The following is an 18504-nucleotide window of genomic DNA, read 5'->3' as shown; positions in this document are numbered from 1 at the left end:
GTTTACCCATGATATGGGGGTTACTCTATGTATTTAAAGTGCTAAATCGCCGAATTGCAGCTGTAGTGCGCTTAGTACTGTTAGAGCCGCGGTTTCAGTACGAAGTACACGTGGGCCTAAACGGACATCAACAAACCGCTGTTGAGCGGTGGCGTCAAGCTCCTCATCGGTAAAGCCGCCTTCAGGCCCCACTAAAAAGCGGATCCCAGACTGGGTATACGGCAGTGTTTTTATTGAATGTTCGGCCCGAGGATGTAGTGTGATTTTTAACTCGTCGCTTTGCTGTGCAAGCCATTCAGACAACTCCATCGGCGGGTGAATAACAGTGATGGTATTACGTCCGGATTGCTCGGCTGCGGCAATTGCTATCTTTTGCCATTGCTGGTGTTTTTTTGCTAGACGCTCACCACTTAATTTAACGCCGCAGCGTGTGGTAAACAAAGGAGTAATTTCGCTCACACCCAGCTCTACCGACTTTTGAATTGTGAAGTCCATTTTATCACCGCGAGAAATCCCTTGCCCAAGATGTATGGCAAGTGGAGATTCTACATTTTTGTCTTCAAATGACTCAGGTACAGCAACGACTTTCTTTTTCCCAACTTCACTTAATTGACATAGGTACTCGCCACCTTGTCCGTTGAACAGGCTGACTTTATCTTTGGTTGTCATTCTAAGCACTCGGCCTATGTGTCCTGCGGCGTCATCATCCAAAGTAACTGGAACGCCAATGGCCAAGGGCGAGTCTTGATAAATATGTGGAATACGCATAATTCGATTATTCAGTTGCTGTTTTGTGGCAATGGTAAGCGCTCGCGCACGGTTAGTCTATATCATCCTGCCACTTTAGCTTTACCGCATAGTAACCCGGTGAGCTTGGCAAGCATCAAGTCAGGGTCGGGGAGGCCAGCGGTATCCGGATGACAAGATAAGTGATTGATTAATGCTTGTGAGTGCAGTTTAGTGATCTGAAAACCTTGCGGGGATTGTTCGATTAAAAACCGGTGGGGGTGAAGAGAATCAAAAATAAAGCGCTGCTCCTCGGTGGCTAAATGATAGTCCAGAGAATAGAGCAGCACGGCATGAATGTTATGGTGACGATGCAAATAGCTGGCAAGTTCAGAGACGCTGATTTCATTGTCAAAGTCACAATAACAGTAGTCTTTTATTTGCTCTTTAAACATCATCTTAAGCATGTGTTTGGTATTGTCACCCGCGATAATAATGTTGCTGGCTTGGCTAGAGCGCACGTTTTGCAAATGCTCGACGAGTTCTTGGCTAAAATCCCAATTGCTATCTACCAATAAAAATCCATCACTTAAAGCGTTCATGCAATATTGCGTTACACCGAAAACAAGTTAATAAGTAAATAGCCTATGGAGCAGAAAACCGCAAACTCCAAACATGCGATACCAACGTTATCTTGGTGGTCTACCTCTAAGCCAATATTGACCTTAGGTAAGGATAAATGCAGTAATACGTAGCTACCAATGTAAAGAAAAAGCCACATTACACCGCAATGCATGACAACCGAAAACAAGTTTTCTACCACTTTTGCACCATGGTAGGGAGCGCTGTGCAGCCCCGCATACATGGCTAAAGAGAGGCCGATGGATTTGCCCGCATAACGAATACCAATCGAAGTGTTTCTGAGATTAAAGTTTTGTTGTAAAGAAGCCCCTTGGTTAAACTTGGCAAAACGACTTTCTCTGATTTTACTATCTAGCGTATAAAGTAGCTGCAATAGCATAAAGCCAAGGGCTACGACTAGTAGATCGCTCCAGCCTTTCGGGTGCACCCAATGATATAAACCAAGCACCAATATGGTGTTACCGAGTAACATGCCAGAGTCCACCATCGCGGCGCAGATATTTTGCTTTAAAATCGCTTCTTCTTCGTCAAACTGATACAAAATCCATTTGCGATGGATCCATTGGCCGAAGTATACAAAGGCAATGATCAACCCAATATGTAAGGCCACTTGCAGAGGGTGTGCCTGCGCTCTTACCACGCCTAAATCATTGAATAAATATGCAACACAAATACACAGCATCGTCACTTGACTGGCATAGCTGATCCCGAGTGCAAAGTTGTCACGTTGTGCGAGCTCGTCATCCAGGAGATTGTTGGCGCTACGCTGGATCATTAAGCGCAGCAAAATAGTCAAACCGCAGACAATGACAAAGCAAATCAAAATCGCTAAAAAGTTGATATTGTTTAAAGACAAATAACTCATACTCGGTGTAAGGTTGTGTTTTAGATAGAGTTACTATAACACTGCTCACAAAGAGAGCCAGCCTACCGTGGAGTTTTTTATGTCGGAATTGTTTGTTCAAGCAGCGCTGAATACGCTTGCTCAAGAGCGTTACCAAATGATTTATGGTGATGCGCCGATGGAGCCCAAACTGGCACGGTTACTGGCGCTGAGTGATTTTGCCGAGCGTACACTTGCACGATTTCCTGAGTGGGGAGCTTGGCTGCTCGATGATACGCAGATGCAAATGCGCGATTGTCCTGATGTGTTTGACTTCTCCGCGCCATTGGTTGAAGAAAAACAAGCTTGGCAGAAGCTGCGTCACTATCGATTAAAGTATTGGCTTAAAGTGATGTGGCTGGATTTGGTTGCAGGCAATGAGATTGATGACAGTATTCGCTATGTTTCCCAGCTGTCCGATACTTTGGTTTCAAATGCTTACCAATGGGCGTACTTAAGCGTAGAAGCGCAATCAGGCTCACCAAAAGATGAGGCTGGTAACTCGATACCTATGACGGTATTAGGCATGGGAAAGCTTGGCGGTAAGGAGCTGAATTTTTCCTCTGATATCGATTTGATCTTTGCCTATCCAAGAAGTGTCGACACATCCGGTGGCCGGCGTAGCATTGAGGCGCAAGTTTTTTACACTCGAGTGGCACAAAAACTTATTTCAGCGCTTAATCAAGTTACCATTGATGGCCAAGTATTCAGAGTCGATATGCGTTTAAGACCGTTTGGGGATAGTGGTCCTTTGGTGATGAGCTATGCCGCGATGGAAGACTATTACCAAGACCAAGGTCGAGAATGGGAGCGCTATGCGATGTTAAAGGCGCGGCCAATTGGTGAGTTATCGCCGTATTGGCAAGAGTTTTACGACCTAATCCGGCCGTTCGTCTATCGCCGTTATATCGACTTTTCTGTGATAGATTCACTGCGAAAGATGAAAAACATGATTGCCCAAGAGGTGAGACGCAAAGGCTTAACGAATAACATTAAGCTAGGCGCTGGTGGCATTCGAGAAGTAGAGTTTATTGTGCAGGCTTTGCAACTGATACGCGGCGGTCGCGAAACGCCATTACAAACACCGTCATTGTTACAGGCGTTAGAAGAGCTTGAAGCGCTTGAGATTGTCCCTATCGAGGTCAAAAATCGTCTGCATGAGAGCTATTTAGTGCTGCGTAAAGTTGAGCAATATCTACAAGCATTTGACGACAAACAAACGCAAACTTTACCCGACAACAACTTAGACTGCCTGCGCCTGAGCCACTTATTGCAATGTAACGATTACGCTGAAGTCGAGCGAATGCTAAAGGTTGTGACGCAGCATATCCGGGCTGAGTTTAGCCAAGTTATTGGTGAATCGCCCGAAGAAGAATTAGATGAAGACGATAGCGCGGTTTATGCATGGCAAACGGGAGAAATTGCGCAGCTGGGCCAGTGCCGAGCTGCGCAGTGTTTTGAGACTTGGCAAACTGACTTGATGGAGTTTAAACAAGGGCTAAGTAAAAAGCAGGCAGGCACCCGTGGTCGCGATATTCTCGATAAGTTAATGCCAGCTTTGTTACGAGAGCTCAGTAAACAAAACATGGCGCCAGCGCTCGCTCGTGTGCTCAGTGTGATCAATAAAGTGGCGTCTCGTACTGCATATTTGGAGCTACTTTACGAAAATCACGGTGCGTTGACTCAACTTATCAAACTTTGTTGTCATAGCGCGTGGATTGCTGAGCATATTGCGAAATATCCGATCCTCCTTGATGAGCTTATCGATCCACAAACTCTCTATAAACCTTTACCATTAACGGCCTATAAAAATGAGATCCAGCAAGCATTTTTGCGTATAGATGAGCAAGATGTTGAGCTACAGATGGAAGCGCTGCGACAATTTAAACAAACGCATCAGCTAAAAGTCGCGGCTGCAGACGCCACTGGTGTGCTGGATATTATGAAGGTGAGCGATCATCTAACTGCGCTTGCTGAGGCGATTATCGCAAAAGCCGTCGATATTGCTTGGGGGCACATGGTGGCACGTTTTGGTGCGCCTGAAGGTGCAACAATAGAAGAAAAAGGCTTTGCTGTAATAGCGTATGGCAAGGCGGGGGGTTATGAGCTTGGTTACAACTCAGATCTAGACTTAGTGTTTGTGCATAATCGTGACGGCGAAAGTCAAACTCAGGGTGATAAACCTATCTCTTCAAGACAGTTTTATATGAAGCTGGCACAGCGCTTAATGCATTTGTTCAATACCAAAACGCTCTCTGGCATGCTTTACGAATTAGACACTCGACTTCGCCCTGAAGGAAACTCGGGCTTACTCGCTATCAATCTAGAAAGTTTTTACCAATACCAGTTAGAGCAAGCTTGGACATGGGAGCATCAGGCGCTGGTCAGAGCTCGTATGGTGTTAGGTGAGCCGCAAATGGCTGCACGATTTGAGGAAATACGCCATGCAATACTAATGCAGCAGCGAGACGTGCCTAAATTGGCGGAAGATGTTCGCAATATGCGTGAAAAAATGCGAGCCCACCTTAACCAAGATAGCGACAGTCACTTTGATTTAAAGCAAGGAGTGGGTGGAATGACTGACATTGAATTTATCAGTCAGTTTATCGTTTTGCGATATGGGAATCAGTACCCGGAACTTTGTATCTATCCAGATAATATTCGTATTTTAGAGGCTGCAAAGCTGGTCTCAGTTATATCAGAGGATGAGTGCAAAAGTTTAGTGGATGCTTATTGTTTCTACCGTGATACTTATCATTATCAGTGCCTAAATGCGGGCGCACGATGTATTGATTTAACGGAATGCGAAAGCATGAGAAATGCTGTAAGCGATATTTGGCACACAACTTTAAGTATTTAGTGAAACTGGTATAAGATTCTTTAGTTGTTAGTTTTAGCGTCGAGTGTCCTAAAGAAGGATAAAAATCAGTATTTTAGCTTTTATCTGGGCTTCACCATTATTCAATGGGAGAAAGCAAACTACAGTACTGTGGTAGCGAGGTAAATAACCTGAGGTTTGGATAAGGAATGAGCTAACTCATTGTTTTTTAGTCACCTTAAACTATCTTCTTATCTAGCCTGAGAGTTTTGGGGATAACTCCGCTCTCGCGTCCTGCTACCGCCCTGGTACCTACATCCTGTAGGCAAGGCGAACTTACGCACCAATGCCTGGCTATTGGAAGTGAATTCGACGCAGTTAGCGCTAAAACTGGCTGCTAGAAAGGCATTAATTATCCGAAGATCAGGTTAAATATAAGGCCAATACAAATCGAGTGATTGGCCTTATTTCAAGTATTTACTATTAAGGGATCATACCACAGCGCCACACTCTCACTGTTTGAGTTTCCGTGCGGCAGTTGGTCTTAATTGTCTCTGTTGATGTTGTAGTTACTAGCTTGTTGTTAGTTAACCCTATATTACCGCTGTAAGTGTAATTGCTAATCCACCTTCTTCCTTCTGGATCTGTGTACCAATAAGTTCCAGTTCTTGAAGTGTAAACGCTAGAAGGGCAAGTATTAGACTGTTCAATGATCCTCAAGCCTGTTTCATAGCTTGTCATTGGTAGTGGAAAGTCTGGTTCATGCCATAAATGGCCTAACCAGGTGACACCCCCATAGCTACAATGTCTTTTTGTCGTTTCAACCGTTCTCGTTTCAGTGTCACAAACTTGAACTTGTCGTGTTTGATAATCCCAATAACCTTGCCCTCCTGGGCAGTCGATTCTGGCTTCAGAGACTGAGCTACATGCGAGTAGTGTAGTTCCTAATACGGATAGATAAAAGTTCTTCATTTTATTCCTTTATTATTAGTTATAGTTAAATGCAACTTTAATCAGTATGTAAACTGTAGGAGCTGCTGTTCATTGAAAAGTGACTTTATTTCAGCCAGCTTTTCAAAGTCGGTGGAAACTTGTTGCTTGGCATAAGGGCTGCCTGCGGTACCTAGCGTGATATCACTTGGCGTACTAAAAACAGATTGACTTAATCGAGATACCTCTTGTTTTTGATACTCTGATAATTCAATTTTATTTAATTCATTTTGTAACATGGCTAACTTTTGACTTGCTAACAGCTTTTGCTCTCTTAATTCAAAGGCTTGATATTGCTTAATTTGATCTGCGCTTAATAAGCTGCTAACGGTTGTTGCGAAAGACTTGGCATTATTTTGTAGTTTATACTCGAAATCAGCTCGAATTTGAGGAACATTCGTAGGATCTAATGATGCTGTCGCTTGATAATGCTCCCAGATCTCATAGTCTTGATTTGCCTTTGCCATTAAGGCTTCTTGTAATTCGACTTTTTCAACATCATCAAGCTCCATCTCAGCAGACAAGTGACTGACCGTGGGCATAACATTGACAACCTTCAAGTTATCAAGTGAAACAGCGCGAGGCGCTGATAGTTCAGGTTTTGGCAGTTGAGAGAAGGTTGATTGAAGCTCGTCTGTGTTATCTAAGTTCGTAAAGTTTGAGTCTCTCTTTGTTTGGCTTTCAACTAATCTCTTATGCAATTCACTGTTTTTAGATTCGATCTGCGCTAACTCTGTTTGAAGTGTATTAATAGTTTGTAGATGAGTGTCATTAATTGACTCTGCAACCTGTGGCTGATTAGTGGAGAAGATAAAATAAGCAGAAGCTAAAGTAATGCCCGTAAAAAAGGAAATCAAGGAGTTAAACATGATGCACATTGTTTTTTATTTTTATTATTTGTTTCTATATTTGATCCTTTGTTATTTTTTGTAAAGTTTTATTTGTGCTTTTGTTGAGCTAAACGATATAAATTAACTTTTAGGAATGCGCTTGAAATTAGGTATTTGTATGAAGAACAATCGTACTTTCTAAATTTAGTTAGTTGATTTTTATTCTTATTTTTTAATTCTATGGAGGAGGTTGCTTTGGTGTAATTGCTTCCTTTAAGCATAGTGGACTAAAGGAAGCTTGTATTTTGTTAGCCCGCTAGCTTACGACAGTTTTCACGTACATAGATTGGTGGGTTTTCGGTGATAACCGCAGCGCGCTCTCGTGGGCAGAAAAATGTGTAGACTTGAAATTCAAAGTCGTCGTTTATCGCCGTTCCAACCTGATAGAGTGCAGAAACAAAGTCGGTATCGAGACGGAAGTTATATTTCACCACGTAATCTCGCTCTAGATACCAAAATAGTTCCACACCTTCTTCTTTGGCTTGCTTTGTAAGCACATCTTTAAGTGTGTCTCCCGTATCGAAGCGTCTTGGTTGCTTCTCACCGGTCCATTTGGGGTTAGATGGTTTAACTGCAAGCGCTCTTTGTGCTAGCGCATCATCGAGCGGATAGGTGGGCTTTCCGAGTGTGATAACGTATTTTTCACGATCAGTATCACGATTGCTCATGCTATTTCTAAAGCTTTCGTAAAATTGCGACAGGCCTTGCGCTGCAACATTGGTGGTTTCTCTAAAGTTCATGTCTTTGGAGGCACCAAAAAGAAAATAGTAGGCAGCCCAAATGAGTAACACACCCAGTGACAGATGTTTAGCCCAAAACCAGATTGATGATAATTTATTTTTTTTCTTCTTAGCCATTTCAAACTACTCCAAGACCCTAGTAAAACGAAGGTGCCTTTTCATCAGGTCGCGTTTTAAAGCGACGATGCACCCACATATATTGATCCGGCGCACAATTGATTGCTTGCTCCATTCTCTCGTTGACGCGAGTAACATCCGCAAGGTCATTACCACTTGGGAATGATTCTAAAATAGGTTGTATGTCTAAATGATACATCCCTTTTGCGTCTCTCGTACAGTGTAAGCTTAAAGTCTCAGCCTTTTTACTAGCAGAAAACAATAAAGTACCAGTTGTGGTTGCAGCATCAGGGACGGCGAAGAAAGGTGCAAACTCACAGCGTTTACGACCATAGTCTTGGTCCGGTAAGTAATAACAAACGCGTTTGCTTGAGAGCGTTTTCAATAATCCTTTGACGTCTCGCTTTGTCACTAAGTACTCATTTGAGCGCAGTCGCCCACGGGTCATAAAAAACTCCATTAGCGGATTGTTATGCGGGCGATAAAATCCAACACCCTGCATTTTAGTGCCCAGCACTCGACTGGCCATTTCAAGGTGCAACATATGGGGGACCAGCATAAGCACGCCTTTACCTTGTTTTTGTACGGCTTCAATATGCTCTAAACCTTTGATGGAACCCACCACCTTATTAATACGCCACTGCGGCCACCACCATGCCATTCCTGTCTCAAGTGTTGCTATGCCGGTATTTTCCATATTCTTTAGTAGCATCGCTTTATGTTCTGTTTCACTTAGGTGTGGAAAGCAAAGTTTCAAATTAACATCAGCAATATGGCGGCGACGTTTCATATATTTATGGACTAGACGTCCAAGGCCTTTACCCAGTGCAAATTGAATATTTTGTGGGAGCCATGAGATTAAATACAGGGCGAAAACACCAAGCCAAGTCAGCCAAAATTTAGGTGCTAAGAATGACCATTTGAAAGGTGAATGAGTAACCAAAGTAATATACCTGAGACTTTATTGAAGAGGCTAGTTTATCTATATTGCTGTAAAAATACAAAAAGCCAGCATAGCTGGCCTTTTTAGAGGTGATGACCGAAGTACTTAGCCTTCAATCAAACCTTGGTTGATTGCTTCAAGATCGGTACGAGATAGCGTACCTGCGGCTTGTTTTAAGCGTAGCGACGATAGTACATAGCGATAACGAATATCAGCTAAGTTGCGTTTCGCGTTATAAAGGTTTTGCGTGCTTACTAGTACGTCAACGATGGTACGAGTGCCTACATCAAAACCCGCTTCAGTTGCTTGTAATGCACTTTCTGCTGAAACAACCGCTTGCTCTAGTGCACGGTATGTTGCAACATCTGAAACCACTTGGTTATAAGATGTAATCACCGAGCGTGTCATGTTACGCACTGCTGCTTCCATATCCTCGCTGCTAGCAACGAAGTTTGCGCGAGCTTGATCGGTCGCAGCAACTGTTTGACCACCAGTGTAAATTGGTACGTCTAATGTTAAGCCAACAGAGGTTCTGTCACTACGAGGTGCGTGCTGTCTACCCGCGCTATCAGCCAGAGAATCAGAATAGGTGGCGTTTAATTTTAGTGTTGGATAGTGGCCAGCCTTCGCTAAATCGATTTGATCTTTTGCGATGTCAACCGCGGATTTTGCAACTTGAAGGTCTAAGTTCTTCGCTTTTGCAATCTCGATAAAATCGTTTGTATTCTGCGTAGGCTTAACTGTTGAGAAGGTTTCAGTATTTAATTTATCTAGTTTAGCGTGATACTTACCTGTAATCGTACGTAACGTTTCACGCGCAGTTTCAACTGCATTACTTGCAACAATTTCGTCTGCAACCGCGCGGTCAAACTGCGCTCTTGCCTCATGTACGTCTGTAATTGCAGTCAAACCAACTTCGTAGCGCTGTTTAGTCTGCTCGAGCTGACGTTCAATTGCGCGTTTCTCTGCTTGTACAAACTCTAGGCTATCTAATGCGCTTAGCACGTTGAAGTAACCTTCAGCTATTCGGACAATCAAAGTTTGCTTTTGCTGTTCATACTGAGTTGCTGCTTGCATTGCACGCTTTTCGGCAATCGATAGTCCTTGCCAAGATGCCATATTAAAGATGGTTTGGTTCAAAGAGATTGAACGCTGAAAAGTATCAGTGTCAGACTCATGTAAAGTGTAGCCGGTGCCATCATGTTGCTCGTTCAGGGCGCCTTCTGATGTAACGTCTGTATAGCTCATTTGAAAGCCAAGCTGAGGTAGTAATACCCCTAACGCTTGGTCTTGTGCATATTTTTGTGCATCTGCCTGCGCTTTAGCCTTTAATACGGTAGGATCGTTAACCGTTGCAATGTCGTATACTTGCAGTAGATCTTCCGCGTGGGACAGGCTGCTTGAAAGTGCGCACGACAACCCAACAACTAATGATAGTAGAGTTTTTTTCATTTTTCGCTCAGTCCTTAGACAATTTTTATACTGTCAGCATGTTACCCTGTTTTTGCGGCCCAATTAAAGACCAAATGCGTAAAACATCGCCAACAAGTGTAACAGAATATATTAATACCACTTGGGTATTGTAAAGTGGAAAAAGTTAAAGGTAAACGACTTCGTTTACTTATTCAGATATGACCCTACTATAAGGGCGATTGGTTAGCTTTTAAACCGTTGCTATTAAAAAATACAGGATTATTTTATGAAACCTTTGAGTCAGTTCAACAAAGACGACGTCAATGTTTCTTCAATAGAAACAATCTTCAATGGTTTTTTTACCATTCACAAGTACCAATTTACCCACGCTTTGTTTAATGGCGGGGTATCAGAGCTAATAACTCGCGAGATATTAGAGCGTGGTCATGCGGTTGCAATATTACCGTACGATCCTATTACAGACAGCGTGTTGCTTATTGAGCAAATTCGCATAGGGGCGTTGGCTTCAAAAAATTCCCCTTGGCTTTTAGAGTGCATTGCAGGAATGGCAGAAGGGAGCGAAGATTACGAGTTTGTTGCAAGAAAAGAAGCCAAAGAAGAAGCTGGGCTTGAGCTTGATAAGCTCATTTATATGCGCTCTTATTTATCAAGCCCTGGTGGTACAACAGAGCGACTATATTTGTATTTAGCGCTTGCTGATTTATCTGAAGCGGGTGGGGTTTATGGATTGGCTGCAGAAGGTGAAGATATCAAAGTGCATGTGATGCCACTTGATGAAGCTCTTGCACGTCTTGATAATGAGGAAATCGATAACGCTGCCACTGTTATTAGTCTACAATGGTTGGCATTAAATAAAGCGCGGATATAGAAGCAGTTTAGGAGTCGTATTTTTGTCACAAGTGCTGAGCTCAAAGCAGTATATTCAATCTCTGCCCCGTTACATCACGCTGTGCGAACGTAATTATTTACGGGCGCTAAAATTGCTACCTGAAGAAGTGGTCGGTGAGAGTCGAGTGATTGACTTAGCCTCTGCGCGATACAGTTTGAGCGTAGCTGGAGTCAGTAAATACACAACGGACATTCACATCGAGCAGATGGCGACAGTAAGCGCCCATCTACCTCACTTCTCTTTGTCTGTGCGCCTCTACCATGATGCTAAAGTGGCTGAAGTAATTCATCGTGATTATCATCGTCGAATAAAGCCATCCTATGGTTACCCAAATCCTGATATGCACCAAAAAGATGAAAAATATCAAATAAATGCGTTTTTAGCTGACTGGCTTATGGTGTGTTTAGAAAAAGGCCGCGTGCATTTAAACTGGGATGTAAACAATGGCTTGGTTTGATCTCGAGCTACAACTCGATAAAGCGCAAATTCGTATTGGTCATTTTACGGATTGTCATTTGTTTGCCATGCCCTCTGGGGAATACTTTGCGGTAAATACCGCCGCTAACCTTGAACGCACCCTCGCAGCAATGGCAAAAGAGCATTTTGATTGTGTGGTGTTTGGCGGTGATTTAACACAAGATCACAGTGCAGCTTCTTATCATGAGTTTGCCCGTATAGTGAGAGAGAGTGAGTTGCAATGCCCGGTTCTTTGGGTGCCGGGTAACCACGACGAGCTAGCTTTACTCGAAGAAATAAGTGCTGGGCAAATCGTCCGCCAAAAATGCATCACAGGCCCGTTTGGGCAGGTGTTACTGTTAAACTCAAAGAGTGAAACACCCGCCGGATGGTGTGCTAAGTCACATTTAGATGCGCTCAAAGACAAGCTTAACAATAAGATCAACAATACGATTGTTTTTGCTCACCACCATCCTAGACCGATTGATGGCTATTTAGATAAACATATGCTCGAAAATGGTCCTGCACTTTTAAACCTGTTGGTAGACTCAGAGCAAGTCTTAGGGCTATTTCATGGTCATGTGCATAATGAATATCAACAACAATTTCGCACTTTACCTATCTACGCTACGCCTGCAACATCAATCCAATTTGATAAGTACACAAAGGACTGGGAACAGTCTGATTTGGGCCCCGCTTATCGTGTCATCGTATTTAGTAAAAGCGCTATAACAACAGAGGTAAAATGGCTCGGAAAGTAGTTTATATTCACGGCTTTAATAGCTCTGAGCTATCCTATAAAGCGACGGCATTTGGTGAATATATGTTGGATAAACAAACGCCATACATTGTCCCAAGGCTGCATTATGACCCGAGAGTCGCATTGGCACAGTTGGATAGCGTCATTGATTCTGATACTGTGTTATTAGGTAGCTCGTTAGGTGGCTATTACGCCACCTACTTTTCGCAACACCTTGGCTGTAAAGCAGTGGTGATAAACCCTGCAGTGAGGCCTTTTTCATTATTAAATGACTACCTTGGACCACAATACAATCCTTATCAGGATTGTCATTATGAGCTGCAGCATGCGCATATTGATGCGTTAAAATCCTTGTATGTCGAGCAGCTTAGTAATCCAGAAAACTTGCTATTATTGCAACAAACGGGCGACGAGGTGCTGCCTTTTGAAGAGGCGGTGCGTTATTATAGTCATTGTCGTCAAATTATTGAGTTTGGTGGGGATCATAGCTTTGTTGAATTTCCACGCTATTTTGACACCATCACCAAATTTTTAACTATCAAAAATTAGAATCTATGCACAAAGCAGTACGTTGTGCATATACTAGCGGATAAAAAGATAACTAGAACTAGCCTATGAGTCAGCAAAACTATAATGCCGAAGCTATTGAGGTACTCAATGGCTTAGAGCCAGTTAAGCGCCGTCCTGGCATGTATACCGATACCACCAGACCTAATCATTTAGGCCAAGAGGTTATCGATAACAGTGTCGATGAAGCCTTAGCCGGACATGCCACCAAGATTGACGTGATCTTGCACGAAGACAACTCCTTTGAAGTTATCGATGACGGTCGAGGAATGCCTGTGGATATTCACCCAGAAGAGGGTGTGCCTGGGGTTGAATTGATCCTGACCAAGCTTCATGCCGGGGGCAAGTTTTCCAATAAAAACTACCAGTTCTCCGGTGGTCTTCATGGGGTGGGTATATCGGTTGTTAATGCGTTGTCGACTCGGGTCGAAATTAGCGTTAAACGCGATGCGCAAATCTATGAAATGGCATTTGAAAACGGCGATAAAGTCGAAGACTTAAGAGTGACAGGCAGCGTTGGTAAGCGTAATACCGGCACCTCAGTACACTTTTGGCCCGACGCGAGTTATTTTGACTCGGCTAACTTCTCAATTACTAAGTTAAACCACTTGCTCAAAGCCAAGGCTGTATTGTGTCCTGGGCTTAGAATTCGTTTTGTAAATAAACAGACGAAAGAAACGCAAGAATGGCACTACGAGGCAGGTCTTGAGGATTACCTAAAAGACAGCGCTGAAGGCTATGAAGTGCTGCCGAAATCTCCATTTACAGGCAGTTTCAGTGGCTCAACCGAAGGGGTCGATTGGGCGCTTCATTGGTTGCCAGAGGGCGGCGAATCTATCGCTGAAAGCTATGTAAACCTAATTCCAACGGCACAAGGTGGGACTCATGTAAATGGGTTACGCCAAGGCTTACTTGAAGCGATGCGAGAGTTTTGTGAATTCAGAAACCTGATCCCGCGTGGCGTGAAACTGACGCCTGATGATGTTTGGGACCGCTGTAGTTATGTCTTGTCGGTTAAAATGCAAGATCCACAATTTGCCGGGCAAACCAAAGAAAAGCTGTCATCACGTTCGTGCGCTACCTTTGTGTCTGGCATTGTCAAAGACGCCTTTAGTTTATGGTTAAACGAACACACCGAAACCGCAGAGTTACTTGCTGAGCTATGTATCAGCAATGCGCAAAAACGTTTGCGTGCTGCGAAAAAAGTGGTTCGTAAAAAAGTCACTTCTGGTCCTGCTTTACCGGGTAAATTAACCGATTGTTCTGGAAGTGAAACCGAACGCTCAGAAATATTTTTGGTGGAAGGGGACTCAGCAGGTGGCTCGGCAAAACAAGCACGAGACCGTGAGTTTCAAGCAATCATGCCACTGCGCGGTAAAATCCTAAATACCTGGGAAGTGGAATCTGGACAGATCTTAGCCTCGCAAGAAGTACATGATATTTCAGTTGCTTTAGGCATTGATCCAGACTCTGAAGATTTATCAGGCCTGCGCTATGGTAAAGTATGTATCCTCGCGGATGCGGATTCTGACGGACTTCACATTGCAACTTTGTTATGCGCACTTTTTGTGAAGCACTTCCCTGAGCTTGTTCGTAAGGGCCATGTTTTTGTTGCCATGCCGCCGCTATTTCGTATTGATGTTGGTAAAGAAGTTTACTACGCCCTTGATGAAGATGAGAAAAAGGGCATATTAGACCGTATCGAGGCTGAAAAGAAACGCGGAAAAGTCAACGTACAACGCTTTAAAGGGTTGGGTGAAATGAACCCGTTGCAATTGCGTGAAACCACCATGGATCCAAATACTAGACGTTTAGTTCAGCTGACATTAGATGAGCCTGAACAAACCCTCGAAATGATGGATATGCTGTTAGCTAAGAAGCGCTCTGGCGACCGTAAAATTTGGCTTGAGCAGCACGGAGATAAGGCAGAGGTTTAACATGAAAATACATAGCAAATTGACCACGGTAGCGACGACACTGGCAGTAGCGTTATTAAGTTCACCTGCACTGGCAAACGATATGCTTTCGCGCCTTTCAGTACCTAAAGGGTATGAGCTGAGCTATTTTGCGAAAGATGTTGAAAATGCAAGACAAATGGCGGTGGGCAAAGATGGCACTGTGTATGTTGGCTCTCGCAAAGCGGGTAAAGTTCACGCACTCATTGACAACAACCGTGATGGCGTAGCCGACAAGAAAATCTTGGTTGCAGAAGGGCTGAATATGCCCTCCGGTATCGCCCTAAAAGACGGTGACTTATATGTTGCTGAAGTTGAGCGTATTGTGCGTTTTAAGCAAATCGCAAAAAACCTCAAGGCACCGGTAAAAGAAGTGGTGTTCGATGATTTGCCTGACAAACGCCACCACGGCTGGAAGTACCTAACAGTATCGCCTGAAGGCGAACTGATCATTCCTGTTGGCGTGCCTTGTAATATTTGTGCCGAAGACCCTAAGTTTGGTCGTATATTTTCACTAAATCTTGAGACCAAAAAGCTTTCGACGATTGCTAAAGGCGTGCGTAATTCAGTGGGTTTTGATTATCACCCAGTAACCGGAAAGTTATGGTTTAGCGATAACGGTCGTGACATGATGGGAGATGACATTCCACCATGTGAAATCAATCGTGTTGACGAAATTGGTCAGCATTTTGGCTTCCCGTATGTTCATGGTGGCAGTGTGCTAGACCCTGAATTTGGCGAGGGTAAATCGGTGACTGACTACGCCATGCCAGCACTTGCACTTCAAGCGCACGTTGCACCGCTGGGCATTCACTTTTACCGTGGCGAGCAATTTCCAAAGGCAATGAAGCATCAGCTTTTTGTTGCTGAACATGGTTCTTGGAACCGCAGTAAAAAAGTGGGCTATCGAGTAATGCGAGCAAACGTGCAAGATGGCCAAATTAGAGGCTATGAGCCTTTCCTTACCGGCTTTATGGAAAACGAAACAACCTATGGTCGACCAGCCGCAATTGCAGAGCTCGACGACGGTAGCCTGCTCGTTTCCGATGATTACGCCAATGCGATATATCGCATCAGCTACAACAACAAGTAAGGTGTAACATGACAGATCCTCAAGCCTTGTCCTTGCAAGGCATTGAACAACTTCCGATGGGGCGTTTTACTGAAGACGCCTACCTGAACTACTCCATGTATGTGATCATGGATAGGGCGTTGCCGCATATTGGTGACGGCCTGAAGCCTGTACAACGTCGTATTGTATATGCGATGAGTGAGCTGGGCTTATCTGCTCAAGCAAAATACAAAAAATCTGCCCGTACCGTCGGTGACGTATTGGGTAAATATCACCCTCATGGCGACAGTGCTTGTTATGAGGCCATGGTACTCATGGCGCAGCCGTTCTCTTATCGCTATCCGCTGGTGGATGGCCAAGGTAACTGGGGGGCTGCGGATGATCCTAAATCATTTGCTGCGATGCGTTATACCGAGGCGCGTTTATCTAAGTTCTCAGAAGTACTGCTGAAAGAGCTTGGTCAAGGTACGGTTGATTGGACCGCTAACTTTGATGGCACCTTAGATGAGCCGCAAGTGTTACCTGCGCGTTTACCACATATCTTGTTGAATGGGGTGACGGGTATTGCGGTGGGGATGGCAACCGATATTCCGCCGCATAACGTACGCGAAGTTGCTGAAGCTTGTTGTTTGTTATTGGATAAGCCTAAAACCGACCTAGAAGAAATTCTAGAATTGGTCAAAGCGCCAGACTATCCAACCGATGCGGAAATCATTACGCCGCAAGAAGAAATCAAAAAGCTTTACACCACAGGTCGTGGCTCAATCAAGATGCGTGCTGTGTACACCGAAGAGCAAGGCGAAGTGGTGATCACCGCGTTGCCGCACCAATGTTCGGGTGCCAAGGTGCTAGAGCAGATAGCAGCGCAAATGACAGCGAAGAAACTCCCTATGGTAGCGGATTTACGTGACGAATCGGATCATGAAAATCCGACCCGTATCGTCATCGTACCGCGCTCAAATCGAGTTAAGGTCGAGCCATTAATGGCGCACCTATTTGCCACGACGGATCTTGAAAAGAACTACCGTGTTAACATCAATATGATTGGTTTAGACGGGCGTCCACAAGTTAAAGACTTGCGTCAGATTTTATCTGAGTGGTTAGTATTCCGTCGTGAAACGGTGCGTAGACGTTTGCAGTATCGTTTAGACAAAGTACTTGCGCGTTTGCATATTCTTGAAGGTTTGATGATTGCGTTTTTGAATATCGATGAAGTCATCGAAATCATTCGCAACGAAGATAAGCCAAAAGAAGAGTTAATTGCGCGTTTTGGTCTTTCAGATAAGCAGGCCGAAGCGATTCTAGACCTGAAATTACGCCACCTTGCAAAGCTTGAAGAAATGAAGATCCGTGGTGAGCAGGATGAGCTTGAAAAAGAGCGTGATGGACTGGAGAAAACCTTAGGCTCTGAGCGTCGCATGTCGACATTGATGAAAAAAGAAATCCAAGAAGCTGCTGAATTGTATGGCGATGATAGACGCTCACCGGTAGTTGAGCGTGGTGAAGCCAAAGCGCTTAGCGAAAAGGATTTGATCCCATCAGAGTCTGTAACTGTTGTGCTATCTGAGAAAGGCTGGGCGCGTTTTGCGAAGGGCCATGATATCGATGCCGAAGGACTAAGCTACCGCTCAGGTGACAGTTATAAAGCCTCGGCCAAAGGTAAGAGTAATCAGCCTGCGGTGTTCTTAGATACCTCAGGGCGAGCCTTTGCAACCGATGCGCATAGCTTACCTTCAGCTCGGAGTCAGGGCGAGCCGATGACGGGACGCTTTAACTTGGCGTCAGGATGTAACTTTGAACATGTGGTCATGGGCGAAGAGAAATCGACTTATCTGATGGCGACTGATGGTGGTTACGGCTTTATCAGTGACTTTGCGGATATGGTGAGCAAGAACAAAAATGGTAAAGCGTTCGTTAGCGTGCCAAAAGGTGCGCATTTGATGGCACCTATCCAGGTATTTGATGTTGCCACTGATATGTGTATGGCGATTTCGAGCGAAGGCAGAATGCTGATATTCCCGTTACGTGATCTACCTAAACTTGGTAAAGGTAAGGGAAATAAGATTATCTCTATCCCTAGCGCGAAGGTGCAAAGCCGTGAAGAGTTTGTCAAAGTATTAGCGGTAGTACCTGAAGGCGTTTCTGTTACCTTGCATGCAGGCAAGCGCAAGCTAACCTTAAAGCCAAGTGATTTAGAACACTATTACGGTGAGCGAGGACGCAGAGGTAATAAATTACCGCGCGGATTACAGCGTGTTGATAGCTATGATCTGGAGCACAATGGTGTCGAGACACCAGAAGGTAATGACGCCAGCGCAGATACCGAAGAATAACCGATACAGGCCGCCCACCGCGGCCTTATTTTTATCTCTTGAAAACCATCGCGAGGTAAACTCGCTGCCACCAAATTAATCACTCTGTGTAGGTGTCTGTTCACCCATTGAACTTTGCGTAGGAACCGGTTTATCCGGCGATCTTTTAGCAGCTTAGAACATCGCGTCCCAGATCAAAAAATGAAAATAAAAAGACACTATTATTGCAGCATTTTATTGCGCTTTACGTTAAAATATTCGGTTATACCAATCACACAAGTGCCTATGGCTTGCAAACAATTGTGATTGG

The 18504-nt window shown here is 44.2% G+C and carries 16 protein-coding genes; 8 read left to right on the top strand and 8 right to left on the bottom strand.

All coding sequences use genetic code 11. From position 1 onward, the window contains the following. Positions 1–33 precede the first annotated feature (33 nt). The 3 genes from rsmE to NO992_RS08810 all read right to left on the bottom strand — a co-directional run bounded on the left by rsmE (position 34) and on the right by NO992_RS08810 (position 2233). Positions 34–768 (bottom strand): 16S rRNA (uracil(1498)-N(3))-methyltransferase, encoded by a 735-nt coding sequence (rsmE, locus tag NO992_RS08820; RefSeq protein WP_010379040.1) that lies wholly within the window; start codon positions 766–768, stop codon positions 34–36. A gap of 62 nt (positions 769–830) precedes the next feature. Then, positions 831–1328, bottom strand: a complete 498-nt coding sequence (locus tag NO992_RS08815; protein WP_010379041.1) for a hypothetical protein — start codon at positions 1326–1328, stop codon at positions 831–833. Positions 1329–1339: 11 nt separating this feature from the next. Next, the gene (locus NO992_RS08810) at positions 1340–2233 is read right to left on the bottom strand and encodes a hypothetical protein (RefSeq protein ID WP_029215930.1); all 894 of its coding nucleotides are present in this window, start codon (positions 2231–2233) and stop codon (positions 1340–1342) included. A 79-nt stretch (positions 2234–2312) separates the two neighbouring features. Between NO992_RS08810 and glnE the strand changes: the two genes are divergently transcribed. Then, positions 2313–5111, top strand: a complete 2799-nt coding sequence (gene glnE / locus NO992_RS08805) for a bifunctional [glutamate--ammonia ligase]-adenylyl-L-tyrosine phosphorylase/[glutamate--ammonia-ligase] adenylyltransferase (protein ID WP_371376203.1) — start codon at positions 2313–2315, stop codon at positions 5109–5111. A gap of 441 nt (positions 5112–5552) precedes the next feature. Here the strand turns inward: glnE and NO992_RS08800 are convergent, their stop codons facing one another. The 5 genes from NO992_RS08800 to tolC all read right to left on the bottom strand — a co-directional run bounded on the left by NO992_RS08800 (position 5553) and on the right by tolC (position 10201). Next, on the bottom strand, positions 5553–6041 hold the full coding sequence (locus tag NO992_RS08800; protein ID WP_145957339.1) for a hypothetical protein: 489 nt from the start codon (positions 6039–6041) through the stop codon (positions 5553–5555). 41 nt (positions 6042–6082) lie between these two features. Beyond that, positions 6083–6928, bottom strand: a complete 846-nt coding sequence (locus NO992_RS08795; protein WP_010379046.1) for a hypothetical protein — start codon at positions 6926–6928, stop codon at positions 6083–6085. A 269-nt stretch (positions 6929–7197) separates the two neighbouring features. Continuing rightward, positions 7198–7806 carry a TcpQ domain-containing protein gene (locus NO992_RS08790; RefSeq protein ID WP_010379047.1) on the bottom strand — a complete coding sequence of 203 codons (609 nt, stop codon included), beginning with the start codon at positions 7804–7806 and terminating at the stop codon, positions 7198–7200. Positions 7807–7825: 19 nt separating this feature from the next. Then, entirely contained in the window at positions 7826–8749 is a 924-nt protein-coding gene (gene lpxL, locus NO992_RS08785; protein ID WP_010379048.1) for an LpxL/LpxP family Kdo(2)-lipid IV(A) lauroyl/palmitoleoyl acyltransferase, read from the bottom strand. A 105-nt stretch (positions 8750–8854) separates the two neighbouring features. Further along, positions 8855–10201, bottom strand: a complete 1347-nt coding sequence (gene tolC / locus NO992_RS08780; RefSeq protein ID WP_010379049.1) for an outer membrane channel protein TolC — start codon at positions 10199–10201, stop codon at positions 8855–8857. Positions 10202–10448: 247 nt separating this feature from the next. On the opposite strand from tolC, the gene NO992_RS08775 reads away from it, so the two are divergent. The 7 genes from NO992_RS08775 (at position 10449) to parC (ending at position 18215) form a co-directional block, all read left to right on the top strand. Continuing rightward, positions 10449–11051 carry an NUDIX domain-containing protein gene (locus tag NO992_RS08775; RefSeq protein WP_010379050.1) on the top strand — a complete coding sequence of 201 codons (603 nt, stop codon included), beginning with the start codon at positions 10449–10451 and terminating at the stop codon, positions 11049–11051. Between the two features lie 22 nt (positions 11052–11073). Then, positions 11074–11529 carry a DUF1249 domain-containing protein gene (locus tag NO992_RS08770; RefSeq protein WP_010379051.1) on the top strand — a complete coding sequence of 152 codons (456 nt, stop codon included), beginning with the start codon at positions 11074–11076 and terminating at the stop codon, positions 11527–11529. Continuing rightward, complete coding sequence (locus NO992_RS08765) at positions 11516–12289, top strand: metallophosphoesterase (RefSeq protein ID WP_010379052.1); 774 nt, start codon at positions 11516–11518, stop codon at positions 12287–12289. Before NO992_RS08770 ends, NO992_RS08765 begins: the two co-directional genes overlap by 14 nt. Continuing rightward, on the top strand, positions 12274–12837 hold the full coding sequence (locus NO992_RS08760) for a YqiA/YcfP family alpha/beta fold hydrolase (protein ID WP_010379054.1): 564 nt from the start codon (positions 12274–12276) through the stop codon (positions 12835–12837). The genes NO992_RS08765 and NO992_RS08760 overlap by 16 nt, the downstream gene beginning before the upstream one ends. Positions 12838–12902: 65 nt before the next feature. Then, on the top strand, positions 12903–14792 hold the full coding sequence (gene parE, locus NO992_RS08755) for a DNA topoisomerase IV subunit B (RefSeq protein WP_010379056.1): 1890 nt from the start codon (positions 12903–12905) through the stop codon (positions 14790–14792). Between the two features lies 1 nt (position 14793). Then, positions 14794–15903 carry a sorbosone dehydrogenase family protein gene (locus tag NO992_RS08750; RefSeq protein ID WP_010379057.1) on the top strand — a complete coding sequence of 370 codons (1110 nt, stop codon included), beginning with the start codon at positions 14794–14796 and terminating at the stop codon, positions 15901–15903. A gap of 8 nt (positions 15904–15911) precedes the next feature. Further along, positions 15912–18215 (top strand): DNA topoisomerase IV subunit A, encoded by a 2304-nt coding sequence (parC, locus tag NO992_RS08745; RefSeq protein ID WP_371376193.1) that lies wholly within the window; start codon positions 15912–15914, stop codon positions 18213–18215. Positions 18216–18504 lie beyond the last annotated feature (289 nt).

Source organism: Pseudoalteromonas sp. DY56-GL79 (assembly GCF_041414765.1).
In the GTDB taxonomy this organism is placed as follows: Bacteria; Pseudomonadota; Gammaproteobacteria; order Enterobacterales; family Alteromonadaceae; genus Pseudoalteromonas; species Pseudoalteromonas piscicida.
This window is presented reverse-complemented; position numbering and strand designations above follow the sequence as displayed.

Excerpts from the sequence above, each read along its gene's own strand:
- rsmE (WP_010379040.1), bottom strand. The coding sequence starts at position 768 with ATGCGTATTCCACATATTTATCAAGACTCGCCCTTGGCCATTGGCGTT.
- NO992_RS08815 (WP_010379041.1), bottom strand. The coding sequence starts at position 1,328 with ATGAACGCTTTAAGTGATGGATTTTTATTGGTAGATAGCAATTGGGAT.
- NO992_RS08810 (WP_029215930.1), bottom strand. The coding sequence starts at position 2,233 with ATGAGTTATTTGTCTTTAAACAATATCAACTTTTTAGCGATTTTGATT.
- glnE (WP_371376203.1), top strand. The coding sequence starts at position 2,313 with ATGTCGGAATTGTTTGTTCAAGCAGCGCTGAATACGCTTGCTCAAGAG.
- NO992_RS08800 (WP_145957339.1), bottom strand. The coding sequence starts at position 6,041 with ATGAAGAACTTTTATCTATCCGTATTAGGAACTACACTACTCGCATGT.
- NO992_RS08795 (WP_010379046.1), bottom strand. The coding sequence starts at position 6,928 with ATGTTTAACTCCTTGATTTCCTTTTTTACGGGCATTACTTTAGCTTCT.
- NO992_RS08790 (WP_010379047.1), bottom strand. The coding sequence starts at position 7,806 with ATGGCTAAGAAGAAAAAAAATAAATTATCATCAATCTGGTTTTGGGCT.
- tolC (WP_010379049.1), bottom strand. The coding sequence starts at position 10,201 with ATGAAAAAAACTCTACTATCATTAGTTGTTGGGTTGTCGTGCGCACTT.
- NO992_RS08775 (WP_010379050.1), top strand. The coding sequence starts at position 10,449 with ATGAAACCTTTGAGTCAGTTCAACAAAGACGACGTCAATGTTTCTTCA.
- NO992_RS08765 (WP_010379052.1), top strand. The coding sequence starts at position 11,516 with ATGGCTTGGTTTGATCTCGAGCTACAACTCGATAAAGCGCAAATTCGT.
- NO992_RS08760 (WP_010379054.1), top strand. The coding sequence starts at position 12,274 with ATGGCTCGGAAAGTAGTTTATATTCACGGCTTTAATAGCTCTGAGCTA.
- parE (WP_010379056.1), top strand. The coding sequence starts at position 12,903 with ATGAGTCAGCAAAACTATAATGCCGAAGCTATTGAGGTACTCAATGGC.
- NO992_RS08750 (WP_010379057.1), top strand. The coding sequence starts at position 14,794 with ATGAAAATACATAGCAAATTGACCACGGTAGCGACGACACTGGCAGTA.
- parC (WP_371376193.1), top strand. The coding sequence starts at position 15,912 with ATGACAGATCCTCAAGCCTTGTCCTTGCAAGGCATTGAACAACTTCCG.